This is a genomic window from Caballeronia sp. Lep1P3 (assembly GCF_022879595.1).
In the GTDB taxonomy this organism is placed as follows: Bacteria; Pseudomonadota; Gammaproteobacteria; order Burkholderiales; family Burkholderiaceae; genus Caballeronia.
The window spans coordinates 1,049,172-1,063,002 of record NZ_CP084266.1 but is presented as its reverse complement, the minus strand read 5'-3'; the positions used below and the strand labels follow the sequence as shown (position 1 = coordinate 1,063,002).

Sequence of the window (13,831 nt, the reverse complement as noted above, 5' to 3'; positions counted from 1 at the left end):
ACACGCGTATCGCATAGCGCGCAGGATGGATTCTGGGTGACTCCGGCGAGTTCATGCCAGGCGACGAATCGCGCCGCGTTACAGTCGCCATCGACGGCAGCATGTTCAGGGCTGTGAACAGCCGCGACAGAAACTACACGCCCGGCAAGATCGGCAAGCGTCAGCAGCAGGTCGAGGAGAGCCTTCAGCGATATCTCGACGCCATCCAAACCGCAGGCCGGACCAGTCCCACGGGTTTCGATATGGAGACCTCTGCCTATACGAGAAGACCGCCCGGTCGCGGCGGCAGATGCGGGAACTCAACAGGATCAAGAAGCACTGGTCGAGCAAGCGTACAGGAGTTGCCACTTACGGACCCGGTCACACTGCGTGACCAGCGGAGGAGAAAGGACCGGAGTGGTCGGCTATCAGTCATCGTCTCAACTACTTTTTGAACGATACCGGTCCCTTCATGCGCTACCGTCCTGGCGTCGTCAGCGAGGCTACTGGCGTGACTCGCGTGCTCGGCATTCTGCTTGACCGTCGCAGTCAACTCTTCCATGCTCGCTGCCGTTTCCTGCAGTGAGGCCGCTTGCTGTTCCGTGCGAGACGATAGATCTGTGCTGCCCGCGGCCACTTCCTGCGCCCCTGTGCGCACTCCCTGGCTCGACTTTCCTATCGCCATGACCGTCTGTGCAAGCCTATCCCGCATCCCGCGCAGCGCGATCAGCAACTGGCCAATTTCGCCCGGCGCGGACGTAGGCAAATCGCGCGTAAGATCGCCGGCGGCTATTGCCTCGCATGCCTTCATCGCTTCGTCGATCGGAGCGAGAACCATGCGCTGAGCGCCCACTTTGACCAGGACAAAAAGCGCGGCCACAATGACCGCAGTCATTCCCATTTGCTTTGCAAGCGATTGACGAAACGCCGCGTCGACGTCAGCGAGGTATACGCCGGTCGCAATAACCCAGTGCCATTTCGGCTCGTAGAGGTAGTAGGACAGCTTGTGTTCAGCGACTGCCGCTCCGGGGCGCGGGAAGTTGTAGTCGTACAGACCTTGACCGTTACGTTGCGCGAGGCTCACGAAGTCGCGCCAGATGAACTTGCCATCTGTCGATTTGAAATCACCGACGTTCTTTCCGATCATTGAAGAGTTCGGATGCGCCAGGATGACCGCGTCCTCGGTTTCAGTAAGGAAGTAGCCGTCGTCGCCGTAACGCATGTTAGTGATCTGCTTGAGTACCGTCGCTTGCGCCTGCTCATCCGTGATTGCGCCGGATACAACCCTGGCTTGTTCCGCGACTATCAAACTGCGTAACGACTCGGTGAGGTGCCGCAGCTCCGTCGCGTGACTGGTGATGAGAGACTGGCGCAACTGCATCGCGGACCAGATGCTCGACGCGGCGAATGCTACGCCGATTGACGCGATCAACATGTACAGCCGGAATCTCAGACTTGTTCTTTTTGACATTGTTTCCCCTTAACAGGCCGCTGAAATACTGATCGCAGAGGTCATCGCGGGATGTGCCTGAAGCGTTGATAGAAGGACCTAACTTGCCCCCCCGGAGATCATGCGCGGCGCCGACACGTTCACTGAGAGTTTGTTTTCCTTTCGCAAGCTCGACGACTTCGTTCCGGCGTCGCATCCGCTGCGCTCGATTCGCGTCATGGCGAACGAAGCGCTCGCCAAGATGGATCGGCTGTTCTCCGAGATGTACGAGGTCGACATAAAAGGTGGACGGCCGAGCATCGCGCCGGAGAAGCTGCTGCGGGCAATGCTGATTCAGATCCTCTACAGTGTCCGCTCGGAGCGACAATTGATGGAGCAGGTGCAATACAACCTCCTGTTTCGCTGGTTCGTCGGCTTGGCAATGGATGATGTGGTGTGGGTGCCCACCGTGTTCACGAAGAACCGCGAGCGGTTGATCAAGCACGACGCGGTCATCAAATTCTTCAACGAAGTGGTGGCCATTGCCGAGAAGAAGGACCTGCTCTCAGGTGAGCACTTCAGCGTGGACGGCACCTTGATTCAGGCGTGGGCGGGCCACAAGAGCTTCGTGCGCAAGGACCGTGACGATCAGGACAACGATGACGGCAGCGCGGGCGACTTCAAAGGCAGCAAGCGCAGCAACGAGACGCATCAGTCCAAGACTGATCCTGATGCGCGGCTCTATCGCAAAGGCAAAACGGCCAGCCAATTGCGGTACATGGGCCATACGCTGACCGATAATCGGCACGGCCTGGTGGTCAACGCTCGCGTGACACACGCTGATGGGCATGCCGAGCGTGAAGCGGCCAAGATCATGATCAACGATGCGCGGCAAGCGGCAGAAGATGCGAACGCAGAAATCACGCTGGGTGCAGACAAGGGTTACGACGCACAGGAATTCATTGAAGCCTGCCAGCAAATGAAGGTCACCCCGCACGTTGCGCAAAACACTTCTGGGCGGCGTTCAGCGGTGGCCGACGCGATTGCATCAAGCCTGGGCTATTCCATTTCGCAGCGAAAGCGCAAGTTGATCGAACAAGGCTTCGGGTGGGCCAAGACCGTGGGGCGCATGCGCCAAGTGATGGTGCGTAGTTTGGAGAAGGTTGACCAGATGTTCGTGTTGAACATGGCCGCCTATAACCTCGTGCGCATGCGGTCACTGGGACAAGTCCGCCCATAGTGGCGCAATGAGTAGTCACGAGGCCAACAATCGGCCTCAAACCGTCGAAAAAGACGGTGAATTCGCGTTGAAATTGCACACTGCGAAAAATCGCGGCAAAGGCCGCGGCGACAGACCAAAGCTGCGTCGTAAGCACCTGTATTTCAGCAACCTGTTAAGCAGTGGTGACGCGTCCTCGAGGAGGCCGTCTTGTTCTTCGTCTTTTGTGCCTGCGTGTGGCGTCGGCCGAGTGACCATCAATGGGCCACGACATGTGCATTGCGGATGCCGACGCCGCCGCTTGTCTACGACATCATTTTCGAACGCTGAAGATGAACAGTCGATGGACATCGCAAGCAAACGTTTAACACCTACGGGCAATAGGGAAGACCTGCCGCTGGTGAACAGCACTGAGCCCTCTGCAGAGGGCGCGACGTTATACGGACGGGCCCAATCCCGGAGCGCAGCGTATCCTCGCCATGGATGATCGTGCCGACGCATTCGAATATGGCGCCGTGCTCGTCGCGTGTGGCGCGGAGCTGGCAACGCCGGAATGTCGACGACGCTGCGTGCCGGCCAAGGTGCGAATGAGCATCGTTCTTTGATCGTGACCTAAGGCTGTAGGACACGGGGCGTAGCCGGCGACTTTCATGCGCTTAATCGGACGCGCCCAAGTGCGACGGCAAGGCGTTTTACCGATGGCGTGCGACGGTGAGCCGGGCAGTCACGATTGAATGGTGAAGCCGGGAAGCATATGTCACGCGTGACGGGCAAGCGCCCAGAACGGGCTCTATTTACAACGAAGGATGTCGCGCCGGCTCCCGGCGTCGCGGAAGACGATTCTCAAATCTACGCGTCGTATCGCGCTAGTCATGCGAGCGGCTACTATGGCACGCTAAACGTTGTGAGAACTCCCCGCGTTCGCGCTTCACAGATACAACGGTGAATCTGCGCAGCTAACGCGAGACCGCCGCCCACAACAACGAGGTGCCTGACGCCAGCATCAATCCATCGACCAGGAGTCTGAACATCGACGGTCTCATCCGGACAACGAGGCTCTTGGCGAAGAAAGATCCCGACATCAATGCCGCGCCGGCTATCATGCCTTTAGTCCACACGCTGAGCGGCAGGGCGCCGAACTCTTTGAACGCTGCGATCTTGGTCACATAAACCGCCAACGACCCGGCGGCTTCGGTCGCAAGGAAAGCACCTCTCTCAAGGCCATAAGATGTGAAGACGGGCACGGTAATGGGGCCCGTCGAGACGACTATTCCTGTCAAAAAGCCCACCGGACCGCCGATCATCGCCAGATTCCACAAGCTAAGTTTCGCGGAGCGACGAGCGAGCCATCGGCGCGTCGGGATCATGGCAATAAAGAACGCGCCGAGCGCGACATCCACGACGTGTGCAGGAAGCGCCAGCAAGGTATGAACACCGATAACTGCGCCAGGAGCGGCAGTTAGAGAGTAAGCACTGACCGCTCTCCAGTCGATTTCACTTCGCCAGGCGCATGCCTTGCCAAGGTTGCCCATAACGGCCCCGATCGCCATGATGGGTACCGCCTGCTGCGGTCCGAAAGAAATGACGAGAACCGGCATGAGCATCATTGACGATCCGGTACCGACAATTCCGCTTATCGTACCGGCCGCAATGCCGACGAACAGAACCATTAAGTAACTCGTCATGGGCGCTGCACGGCGTCAAACGCCACACCGGAGTCTGCCTGACGAGCGGACAGTAGAGCATGCAACGCGGAAGACAAATCGACGCCCATATACGTTCGGATGAGCGAAAGTCCGCCCAAATCGCTTGGTGATCTTTGTGTGGTTACTGCCATCGATGACAATCCTATGTTTGGGGGACGAATATCTCAATGAGTGGAATTGCTCATGAAAAAACGTTCCGTCATGAATGGATTGCCGCCGCTCAGTATTCGCCATGTCGAACTGGGAGCCTGGCACGCTAGCTTGACGGCCGCTGCGGTTACCTGCACGTCATGCACTGAATTGTCGGCGAGCCATTAGGCTGTTACAAGACTGGCTGATACATCCGGCGCCATCACTTACAGGGACCGCCGTTGCGCTAACGGGCTGGACGTATTCGCTCTCGCGACATGTTTGCATACAACGGGTGCGATGCAATCAAGCCGTGAGCTATGCTCACAGTGCGAACGGCTCAGGCGTGAGAGCCGCTTCGGATCACCAGTTCCATGAAGCCTGTCTGGGCGTCCGGCTCGCGAGAAAAGCGATGACCCGGCAGCAGCGCGAGCAGCAGTTCGGCCGTCGTGCGCACGCGGCATCCCTGCGCCACGTGGCCGCCGAATACGCGACCCTGCGCGTCGGAAATTGACATATGCAAATGCGCGCCGTCGGGCGAAACCGAACCGGCGAGCGTCAGTATTTCCAGGTCGCCTGTGAAGGCCGTGGCATCGTCGGTGCCAGCGAATCGTAAGCGAGCGACGCTCAGGCTGCCGATTCCCTGAATGACGAAAGCGGCATGCAACTGGCGCTGAACCAGCACATCGGTGATGGCCGCGCGCAAATCTTCGCCGGGCGAAAGGCGCAATGGATGAGCTTGCATGTGATGTCGGCGCTCCATGGAGAACTTACTCGCCGGCCGTTGGAACGACCGGCGACCCGCATTACATCACTTCACCTCGAAACTGTAGTCGCCGTGAGTCCGGTGCCCGTCCGAGGCCACCGCGACCCAGTGCACGGTGTATTTGCCCGCCTGCAAGGTCGGCAGCGCGACCGAAATCGCATCCGCATCCTGGGCGTCGATCCTCGCTTTCGCGGTGTTCACCGGCTTGCCGCCCGCATCGGTCACGGTGACGGTGGAGAACGCGGGTTCAAGCGGACCATCGAAGACGATCCGCACCTGAGCCGGCGAACTTACGGTTGCGCCGGCGGGCGGAACCTGCGTGCGCGGGAAAACGTGCGCGTAAGCCGCGCCCGACCAGCCAAGCGCGAGGAGAAGGGCGAAAGCGGCATTCTTCAAGCCGCGAGAATGGATTCGTTCAGTCATGCGGACCTCCGCTTGTCCGGAAAAGCGGCTTGCCGATGGATTTCGGTGCGATGTCGTCGAGGAAAAGATGCGCCTGAACCAGCACGCCGACGCGCGAGCCGCTCGCGCGGTTGATCGGAATCTGCGCTTCGATGCCGAACTGGCCGTAGCGATTGATCCAGATGAAGCCGGGGTTCACCGTTCCGGTCGTCTGTCCCTGGCTGCGCGAAAGCGGGATCTCGACAATCGGAATCAGATTGGACAACGGCTGCGGCAGGCCGAGTGAGTGCACATGCTGCTCCAGGTAAGGCAGGCTGTACTGAATCGTGAAGCCATAGTTGAACGCGTTCGGTTGTCCCGCGCCCGTGGTGAGGGCAGGTCCCGCTTCGCCGGTGATCGCGATCGGCCGCAGATATGCGAGCGTATCGGGCAGATCGCCCATGCCCTTGCCGACGAAGACTGTCGGCGAAATCGTCGAAAAGCTGTCGCCAATGGCATGGCTGCCCGTGCCGCCCAATTCGGCGTCGACACCGACGGACGTCATGAACTCGTGAGCTTCGTTGACGTAGAGAAGGTACTTCAGCCCGACGTCGAAGTTGTCGAAACCGTGCGCGGTGGGATTGTTCTGCATCACGTAGGTACCGCCGATCGAAACCGCGAGGCGCGACGTGATGAGCTTGTTGTATTCGAAGTCGAAGGTATTGATGCTTTGATCGCCATTGTCGCCGGGCGCGCGGATATGCCCAAAGACGAGGTTCGCTTCGTCGCTGACGCCGGGATCGTCGACGGCCATCGTCGCGGGAAAGACGCGGTCGCCGGCGATTGCGTGTGCGCGGGCGGAATGCGGAAGCATCGCGATGACGCCGAGCGCGGCCGCAATGAGTGAGCAAGCGGCGCGCGCAGTCGCGCGTCGTGTGGATTGAGTGTTCATCGTTCGTCCTGTCTTCTTGAAGTCGGGCGAGCGCGTGGAGCACGCGCGAGCGTACGCCTGTGCCTGCGTGGCATGGCGGCGCGATCGAGACGAGTCAGGAAAGCAGGAAAGGCGGCGCCCGCGGCTGTCCGGGGCTGGGCGGCGCGACGACCCGCACGCTCTCGAAGCGCGATGCGCTCCGGTGCAACACGGCCTGAACGACCATGAAGAAGAAAATTTGCGGCGCGACGACCGCCGGCGTATGCGCGAAAAGACTGCAATAGGCGCAGGCGTCGCCGCTGGACGTCGGCGGATGCGAGGCGTCGTGCGGCTCGCCGTGCATCGAAGGCATCGACATCGAAGGCATCGACTCCATCTCGCAATGCACCGCGTCTTCGCCGTCGCGCGCGTGCAGGCCAGCGAGCGACTGCGAAACGACCGGCGCGAGCGTGGCCAGCAGGATTGCGAACAATCCGAGGAGGCTGCCCGTGAACCGGACGATTCGGCGTCGCATGGCCCGGTGCCGTCAGCCGCGATTGACGGGAATCGCGTCGTATCGGCGCTTGCCGCTCTGCATTAGCTTGCGCGTAGTGTTGTCGATGGCGGCGATGTAGTCGGCATCGACCGCGTGACGCAGGCCGAAAGTGTAGGCGAGCAGCGCGGCGCTCAGCAGGCCTGGTTCGCCGTGCAGCGCGGTCAGCGTCCACATCCAGACACCGAGATTGGTTGCGATCAACAAGAAAAAAAGACCGGCGACCTTGCCGCGAAGCGCGTCGGGACCGTCGTCGAAGAGATGGAAGAACTCGAATCGTTGCATGAACGGTCCTCTCATGCGGCTCGTGCCCGATGCGGGCGGCGCGAGCCGGAACGTCTCGCGTGATTCCGGGCGTGGGCGAATCGGCCGCTCGCGCACCGACGTGGGCTATCACGTTGCCGAACGTTCGTCGACATGCGGATGCCCGCTTCGCTACAGGCCCCGTGCGCGGCGCGGCCCGTGCCTTACAGCAAGCCAGCCCCGGCGATTATCGCTGAAAAGAATCCGGCGGGCGCGGCCTCGATGCGCTTATTGATGTATCGCGGCGACAGACGAGTGTCGACGATTTCATTCTGTTCGCTCTCGACTTTGGGATGAGACGTTGCTTTTCACGCCGCGGCTTTTTTCTTTCCTGCAGCGACGCGGCCCACTGTCGATCCAACCGCTCGGCGTTGAACCTTTTCCGCTTTCTTTGCATCGGCAGTAGGCGTTGCCTGCACGCGGCGATCGGCGTCGGCTTGTGCGTCTGTCAACCCTGATAATTTTTTGGGGGCGGCTTGCTTGGACGTGGCAACTTTCCGTTCTCGCACGGAAGGCGAAGCCCCGATTGATTCGGACATTCCTTCAGAAAGCCGAGCCTGTTCTTCAAGGAGCTGAATGGCGAGGTACCAGTAGTGGTCGTCGCGGCCTTCGCGGCGTCCGTCCGCTTCCCAAAGACGGTAGGCGCACTCGCGCACTTCTTCTTCGTTAAAAGTCGCTGCCATTTAGTTTCCTCATTGCGATTCAAAAACAGGCCGATCCGAAGGATGCGATGAACGGCCATCACTCGATGCAGTTGACCAAAGTCGCGTGGGCCCAACTGTCCGGCAGCAGTACGCGATATGCCCGAAGCGGAATTGATGCCCAAGGTGCGCGTCGTCATGGGCCGGATTGAGTTCGCCCTGCGCACTAGTATTGCACGATCTGATCGCCGAACGGCACCTTCGCGTGCGCTTCAGCAGGCGAACCTGGCTGCGGCCAACGTCGAAAAGTCCAGAGCAGATCGGTATCAGCACCGCGTACGCGCCAGGGCGTATGCACGCCCCGCAAAAGGCCCCAGATGCGCCACCCTCGTCGCAGCTCGACTCTTGGCGGGGTCAGTCAGAACCGGCGAGCAACTTACAACCAGACGCCACTCGCCGTTCAAGCTTTTGGAGCAATAAGAACAGGGTAGAAACAGTCCCGCTAACCAACTCGTCAACTACAGGCGAAGCTCGATGCCGCGTTCATATCGCCACCCTTGTAGCGCGCGACCTTGGGATAGGTGCACAACGGCCGCGTGCGATTCGCGCCCCAGTCAGCCGGCACTTCCGGATTCGGTATGGCGTTGCTTGCATCGCGAGCGGTCGCGACGACGCTATCGGGCGCCTTGCCTTGTTCAACCCAGGCAATCATCGGCGTCAGCATGTCGAATTGATCTGCGGTAGGACCGCCCGAGCAGTGGTTCATACCCGCAACCGTGTAGAGGCGCGCAAAATTGCTCGCATCGCCGCCGTTCACCGTCATCAGTCGCTGATACCAATCTGTCGTGTCGTTCGACGAGAAAACCGGATCGCTCGTACCGTGATAAACGATTAGCTTGGCGCCCCGGTTCTTAAGTACCGACAGATTTGTTTCGTCAGGCGGCGTCATGAACGACCACGACGACTCGCTATAGACACCGCTCGTCGCAAAGATCTTGGGCGCATCGGTATCCATGTTGAAGTTGAGTGCGTAAGCCGATAACTGACTGAGTACGGATGCACTTTGCGGCGGTGTTGTAAAGGTGAAGGCTGCGGCGCCGGGGTCGAGCGTGACCGAATTGTTTTGCTTCCACTGCGCCCAACCCGAACCGCTGATACCGGCATCGTACGGAAAGCTTGCATAGAGCGCGGTGCCGGCGCTGTTGTGCGCGCCGGAAAACACATTGCCGAGCGCGTCCTTTTGCGCGCTGGTGAGACAAGACCCATCGCGCGCGTTAGTGGAGCACGTCGGGACGTCTCGGGCGAGATCGAAATTGGCTTGGCAGGCCTTGATATCGTGCACCATGCCATCGGTCGCTCCGTCGAGCGCATCGCATTTAGCAATGATGTGCGACGCAATCATTTGCCGCTCTGCCGCCGTCAACCCTGTCGTGATGTCGGGCAGTCCGCTTGCCGTGGTCGCCGTCGCCACCTTGGCGAATTGCTGCGCGCTCCACATCTCGCCGATCGCCGCCTTTGGCAGATGAACACCTGGATCGCCAGCAATGATGCCGTCGTAATCGGCGGCGTAGCGCGCTGCCGCGACCATCGCGTGGCGCCCGCCGTTCGAGCATCCCTCGAAGTAGCTGCGATCGGGGCCTTTTCCGTAAGCCGTCTTGATGACTTGCTTGGCCATTGGCGTCAGCTTGGCTACCGCCTGATAGCCGTAATCGAGCCGTGCCTGAGGATCGAGTCCGAAAAGCGGATTCTGCGACGATGAATGCCCAGCGTCCGAGCTAATGACCGCGAAGCCCATGCTGAGCGCATTATTGAGCGGACCGCCGCCACTGATGACGCCGGTCGCCGGTACGACACTGCCGTCGAGGCCACCGTTTGCCTGATAGAAGAAGCGTCCGTTCCATGCGAGCGGCAATCGCATCTCAAAGCCTATCGCGTACGTCTTTCCGTCGACGGAACTGACGCGCTGATTCATCGTGCCTTCGATTACACAGTGTTCGGGCACGGCCTTGCCCGCGATGGTCAGCGTGCCCGCCGGTACGTCCTTGACTGACGTATAAGTCGTATTGGCGAAGGTGAGCTTCGCTGCCAGCGCGTCGCAAGTTCCGGCAAGACCGGCGGGGCTCGCGGCACTCAATTGCGGCAGTGACGAGTCGTGGTCGTCCGAGCCGCCGCCGCATGCCGCCATCATGGTCGATACGAGTGCTGCGATTATCGTCTTTTTCATGGGACGTCTCCTTTAGAAAGAATGCCGTACGCCGATCATTGCGCCTGTCTGTCCGACGCCGGCCGCGGGCGTCGTGCCGCCACCGCCGCCGCTCACCGAGAAGCGCGCTTTCGCGCTGTTGGCGAGGTACGAAGCCTGTGCATAGACCGCGGTGCGCTTGGACAACTGATAGGTCGTACGCAGTGTGCCCATCGTTGCACGCGTGTCATGGTCGCTATTCACGATGCGATAGACCTCGCCATCGACGATGAACGAGGGCGTCACGAAATAAGACGCGCCCACGAAGAACAGATTGGAACGCGCATTCGGTAGAGCGGGAGAATCGGTGACAACGCGACGTCCGAGCCAGCCCAATCCGATCTTCGCGCCTGCGTATTGCGCATAAGCGCTCACATGCGTGCGCGCATCCTTGTCGGCAGGATTGGTGAGAGGAGTCGGCGCGACGCCATCGAAGAAGTTGGCGGCGGCCGTGGCTCCGCCGCGTTGCTCTTCATATGACGCTGCCGCGCCGAAGTACTGCGCTTCATACTTGAGCATCACGGACCAGTCGCGGCACTCCGTTCCGTGACCTGGCACCGAGCCCATACAAGAACCTTGTCCCGGCGAGTTGTTGCCTGCGGCATCGCGGCCGAACGAGTATCCGGCGCCGAGCGTCACGCCGCGATACGTGTCCATGTACGTCACGCTATTGTCAGCGCGGGCGTTCGGTACGTACGCGTCCAGCGATCCCATCCCGTAGATGTCCGGCCCGATGACGTCCGCATTCATCAACGCGAGATACGTCATGGTGTACTGCCGTCCGAAAGCCACCGTGCCGTAAGGGCTCTTGACGCCAACGAACGCCTGCCGGCCAAACAACCGTCCACCCTGGCCGAGGCTGCCATCGCGGATATTGGAGCCGTTCTCCAGTGTGAACACGGCGCTATATCCACCGCCGAGATCTTCCACGCCACGCAGCCCCCACCGTGACGGAAACTCGCCAGTAACAGCGGGCATGCGGAACACCGCGTCGCCCGCCGCATTTGCGTGCGACACGTATTCGATGCCCGTATCGACGATCCCGTAGAGCGTGACGCTGGACTGCGCTGCAGCACTTGCCGCAAACGCGAGCAGGACGCCGCCGAGAACGATGGTCTTCTTATGTTGATTCGCTCGCATTTCCTCTCCAAACCAGTGTGTTGTATCCATGTGTTGTTGTGCGAATTTAGTCGGTCACGCGCGGGCGGCGGATCAGCATCAGCGCCGCGGCTGCCGCAATCAGGGTGACCGGAATGCTCGCGCCGATGACGACGGATGCGCTGCGTCCCATCGCAAGCAACTGCCCAGCGGCGAGCGGGCCGACGACGGAGCCCACGCGTCCTACCGCGACGGCAGCGCCGACGCCGGTGCCACGCATCGAGGTCGGATAGAAGGCGGCGGAAAGTGCATACAGGACCGACTGCCCGCCGATCACGAACATTCCCGCGAAAAACGCGGACACGGTGAGTGCCGCAAAGCCTGGCGCGATGGAGAGCGCAGCGAGGGACGCGATGATGCCGATATACATGCCCGACACGACGATGCCGCCGCGCAAACGGTCCATCAGCATGCCGATGCAGAGCGCGCCGAGACCGCCGCCGACGTTGAAGAAGATTTGCACGATGCCCACTTGGGCGCGCCCAAGACCGCGCGCGGCCATGAGGGAAGGCAGCCAGTTGAGCAGAAAGTAGAGGACGATCAGCGTGCAGAAGTAAAAGGCCAGTTCAAAAAGAGCTCGGAAGGGCTGTTTACTTTTCTTCGAAACGGTTAACCTTGGATGCCTGAACAACGGATCAAGGAATGCCGGCACCTATCATCGATGACGAACTGTGGGCACTGATCGAACCACTACTTCCAGCGCCCAGACCGCGACGCAAGCGTTACCCCGGGCGCCTACCGGTCTCGGACCGTGCAGCATTGAATGGCATCCTGCTCGTTCTGAAGACAGGTATCCGTTGGAACCATCTACCGACGCGGCTAGGCTTCGGCTCTGGCGCGACCTGCTGGCGTCGGTTGCACGACTGGCAGCAGGCCGGGGTGTGGGACAGATTGCATGGGCTGCTGCTCGACAAGCTGCGCGAGTCGGGCCAGCTCGACTTCTCACATGCGGCTGTCGATTCATCGTCCGTGCGAGCCGTTGGGGCGGGCCAAAAACTGGGCCAAACCCCACCGATCGTGCGCGACCAGGCTCCAAGCACCACGTCCTCGTAGACGCCAACGGCGTTCCAGTCAGCGCGATTCTGACCGGTGCAAACCGCAACGATGTCACCCAACTGCTTCCGCTGGTCGACGCCATCCCGCCGATTCGTGGCACTCGCGGCCGACCGCTTCGCAAGCCCAAGGTCATCTACGCCGACCGTGGTTACGATTCTGACTCGCATCGCCGCCGGCTTCGCGAGCGCGGCATCCAACCGGTTATCGCCAGGCGTCGCACGGAACACGGCAGCGGCCTCGGCAAATTCCGTTGGGTCGTCGAACGGACTCATTCTTGGCTCCATGGTTTCCGTCGCCTCCGCACTCGCTTCGAACGCCGCGCTGACATTCACGAAGCTTTCTTAAAGCTAGCCTGCGCACTCGTCTGCTGGAACATCTTCAGCCGAACGGAGCGCGCTTTTTGAACTGGCCTTTAACTGATCCAGATTTGCGCCGTCGAAAGGGCGCGATTCTCACCGAACAGCACCTGCATGACGGGCTCGGGCCTGCCAGTCGCGCCATGCGTGGCGTGGCTGAAGGCTTTCGACTCAGGCAGGAACACGAAGAGCAGCGGCACGAGCACCAGCGGTCCGGCACCGCCGACATAGAAAATGTGCCGCCACTCGATATCGCCCGCGCTGACAATGCCGATGACCGAAGCGATCACGCCGCCGAACGGAATGCCGCAATACATCACGCTCACCGCCGTATGACGCGCCCTGGGCGACACTGCTTCCGAAGACAACGCGATAAGGTTCGGCAATGCACCGCCGAGCCCGATTCCAGTGAGTACCCGAACGGCGACCAGCGCGTTGAAGCTCGTGACGAGCGCGGTCGCGATTGACAACAGGCCGAAGATGGCCGCGGAAAGAATCAATACTCGCTTGCGGCCGATCCGGTCTGCCAACCGGCCGCCAAACATTGCGCCGGGAAGAAGGCCGAAAGTTCCGGCGCTGAACGCAAGGCCCATCTGTGCGACGGACAGGCCGAACTCGCGCGCCATGCGCGGCGCGGCTACGCCGACCGACTGCAAGTCGAGTCCTTCCAGCAACGCGATGGCAAAACAAAGACCCAAGGTGGCGAGCGCGCCGGTGCTCGCAACGGACCGTGTGTTCATGCCGTCTCCCGGCAATACTGTTCTGGTGGTTTTCATGTCGGTTGTTTAATCGGTGACTTTCCACTGTTAATCAGGCTTCCTGATATCGAGCGCTAAAAAAAGGGACCTGTGTCGTCCGTTCGGCTGGATGGGCATATTTCATATCAGGTCGCCTGATTCGGGCAAGTCAAATGAGTTCGGTGAATACCCTACGTGCGGCGCGAGGGCCAGCACTGATCGCATCGCATGCCAGCCGAGGGTTTTTACCGAGTGTGCGCCGCTTG

10 protein-coding genes and 5 pseudogenes are annotated in these 13,831 nt (G+C 60.6%); 3 read left to right on the top strand and 12 right to left on the bottom strand.

The features are described from left to right. Window positions 1-83 precede the first annotated feature (83 nt). Window positions 84-408 (top strand): annotated as a pseudogene (locus LDZ27_RS19365) (IS5/IS1182 family transposase); the annotation flags it as partial. A 325-nt stretch (window positions 409-733) separates the two neighbouring features. Here the strand turns inward: LDZ27_RS19365 and LDZ27_RS19360 are convergent. Further along, a pseudogene (locus tag LDZ27_RS19360) lies at window positions 734-1,360 on the bottom strand (cache domain-containing protein); the annotation flags it as partial. Between the two features lie 190 nt (window positions 1,361-1,550). On the opposite strand from LDZ27_RS19360, the gene LDZ27_RS19355 reads away from it, so the two are divergent. After that, window positions 1,551-2,648, top strand: a complete 1,098-nt coding sequence (locus LDZ27_RS19355; RefSeq protein ID WP_244814578.1) for an IS5 family transposase — start codon at window positions 1,551-1,553, stop codon at window positions 2,646-2,648. Between the two features lie 935 nt (window positions 2,649-3,583). On the opposite strand, the gene LDZ27_RS19350 is transcribed toward LDZ27_RS19355, so the two are convergent. From LDZ27_RS19350 to LDZ27_RS19305, 10 genes and pseudogenes are all read right to left on the bottom strand, one after another. Then, window positions 3,584-4,312 carry a sulfite exporter TauE/SafE family protein gene (locus LDZ27_RS19350; RefSeq protein ID WP_244816480.1) on the bottom strand — a complete coding sequence of 243 codons (729 nt, stop codon included), beginning with the start codon at window positions 4,310-4,312 and terminating at the stop codon, window positions 3,584-3,586. Between the two features lie 490 nt (window positions 4,313-4,802). Next, the gene (locus tag LDZ27_RS19345) at window positions 4,803-5,207 is read right to left on the bottom strand and encodes a PPC domain-containing DNA-binding protein (RefSeq protein ID WP_244816479.1); all 405 of its coding nucleotides are present in this window, start codon (window positions 5,205-5,207) and stop codon (window positions 4,803-4,805) included. Between the two features lie 66 nt (window positions 5,208-5,273). After that, complete coding sequence (locus LDZ27_RS19340) at window positions 5,274-5,651, bottom strand: copper resistance protein CopC (RefSeq protein ID WP_244816478.1); 378 nt, start codon at window positions 5,649-5,651, stop codon at window positions 5,274-5,276. Next, window positions 5,644-6,561 (bottom strand): hypothetical protein, encoded by a 918-nt coding sequence (locus tag LDZ27_RS19335; protein ID WP_244816477.1) that lies wholly within the window; start codon window positions 6,559-6,561, stop codon window positions 5,644-5,646. Before LDZ27_RS19335 ends, LDZ27_RS19340 begins: the two co-directional genes overlap by 8 nt. A gap of 94 nt (window positions 6,562-6,655) precedes the next feature. Next, window positions 6,656-7,054, bottom strand: coding sequence for a DUF2946 domain-containing protein (locus LDZ27_RS19330; protein ID WP_244816476.1), 399 nt, complete (start codon window positions 7,052-7,054; stop codon window positions 6,656-6,658). 48 nt (window positions 7,055-7,102) lie between these two features. Then, window positions 7,103-7,357 (bottom strand): annotated as a pseudogene (locus LDZ27_RS19325) (HoxN/HupN/NixA family nickel/cobalt transporter); the annotation flags it as partial. A 326-nt stretch (window positions 7,358-7,683) separates the two neighbouring features. Next, on the bottom strand, window positions 7,684-8,058 hold the full coding sequence (locus LDZ27_RS19320) for a DUF2934 domain-containing protein (protein ID WP_244816475.1): 375 nt from the start codon (window positions 8,056-8,058) through the stop codon (window positions 7,684-7,686). A 472-nt stretch (window positions 8,059-8,530) separates the two neighbouring features. After that, window positions 8,531-10,240 carry a tannase/feruloyl esterase family alpha/beta hydrolase gene (locus LDZ27_RS19315; RefSeq protein ID WP_244816474.1) on the bottom strand — a complete coding sequence of 570 codons (1,710 nt, stop codon included), beginning with the start codon at window positions 10,238-10,240 and terminating at the stop codon, window positions 8,531-8,533. A 12-nt stretch (window positions 10,241-10,252) separates the two neighbouring features. After that, a complete protein-coding gene (locus LDZ27_RS19310) occupies window positions 10,253-11,398 on the bottom strand; it encodes a porin (RefSeq protein ID WP_244816473.1) in 1,146 nt (381 codons plus the stop codon). A gap of 46 nt (window positions 11,399-11,444) precedes the next feature. Continuing rightward, a pseudogene (locus LDZ27_RS19305) lies at window positions 11,445-11,972 on the bottom strand (MFS transporter); the annotation flags it as partial. 86 nt (window positions 11,973-12,058) lie between these two features. On the opposite strand from LDZ27_RS19305, the gene LDZ27_RS19300 reads away from it, so the two are divergent. Then, window positions 12,059-12,876, top strand: a protein-coding gene (locus tag LDZ27_RS19300; RefSeq protein ID WP_244816175.1) for an IS5 family transposase whose coding sequence is annotated in 2 segments (ribosomal slippage) — window positions 12,059-12,407 and window positions 12,407-12,876 — 819 coding nt in all. Because the reading frame shifts where the segments join, the coding sequence is not laid out codon by codon here. A gap of 11 nt (window positions 12,877-12,887) precedes the next feature. Here the strand turns inward: LDZ27_RS19300 and LDZ27_RS19295 are convergent. Beyond that, window positions 12,888-13,568 (bottom strand): annotated as a pseudogene (locus LDZ27_RS19295) (MFS transporter); the annotation flags it as partial. Window positions 13,569-13,831 lie beyond the last annotated feature (263 nt).

What these genes read in the sequence shown, in the direction of transcription:
- LDZ27_RS19345 (WP_244816479.1), bottom strand. Translation starts at nt 5,207, where the DNA reads ATGCAAGCTCATCCATTGCGCCTTTCGCCCGGCGAAGATTTGCGCGCG.
- LDZ27_RS19310 (WP_244816473.1), bottom strand. Translation starts at nt 11,398, where the DNA reads ATGCGAGCGAATCAACATAAGAAGACCATCGTTCTCGGCGGCGTCCTG.
- LDZ27_RS19315 (WP_244816474.1), bottom strand. Translation starts at nt 10,240, where the DNA reads ATGAAAAAGACGATAATCGCAGCACTCGTATCGACCATGATGGCGGCA.
- LDZ27_RS19355 (WP_244814578.1), top strand. Translation starts at nt 1,551, where the DNA reads ATGCGCGGCGCCGACACGTTCACTGAGAGTTTGTTTTCCTTTCGCAAG.
- LDZ27_RS19330 (WP_244816476.1), bottom strand. Translation starts at nt 7,054, where the DNA reads ATGCGACGCCGAATCGTCCGGTTCACGGGCAGCCTCCTCGGATTGTTC.
- LDZ27_RS19335 (WP_244816477.1), bottom strand. Translation starts at nt 6,561, where the DNA reads ATGAACACTCAATCCACACGACGCGCGACTGCGCGCGCCGCTTGCTCA.
- LDZ27_RS19350 (WP_244816480.1), bottom strand. Translation starts at nt 4,312, where the DNA reads ATGACGAGTTACTTAATGGTTCTGTTCGTCGGCATTGCGGCCGGTACG.
- LDZ27_RS19340 (WP_244816478.1), bottom strand. Translation starts at nt 5,651, where the DNA reads ATGACTGAACGAATCCATTCTCGCGGCTTGAAGAATGCCGCTTTCGCC.
- LDZ27_RS19320 (WP_244816475.1), bottom strand. Translation starts at nt 8,058, where the DNA reads ATGGCAGCGACTTTTAACGAAGAAGAAGTGCGCGAGTGCGCCTACCGT.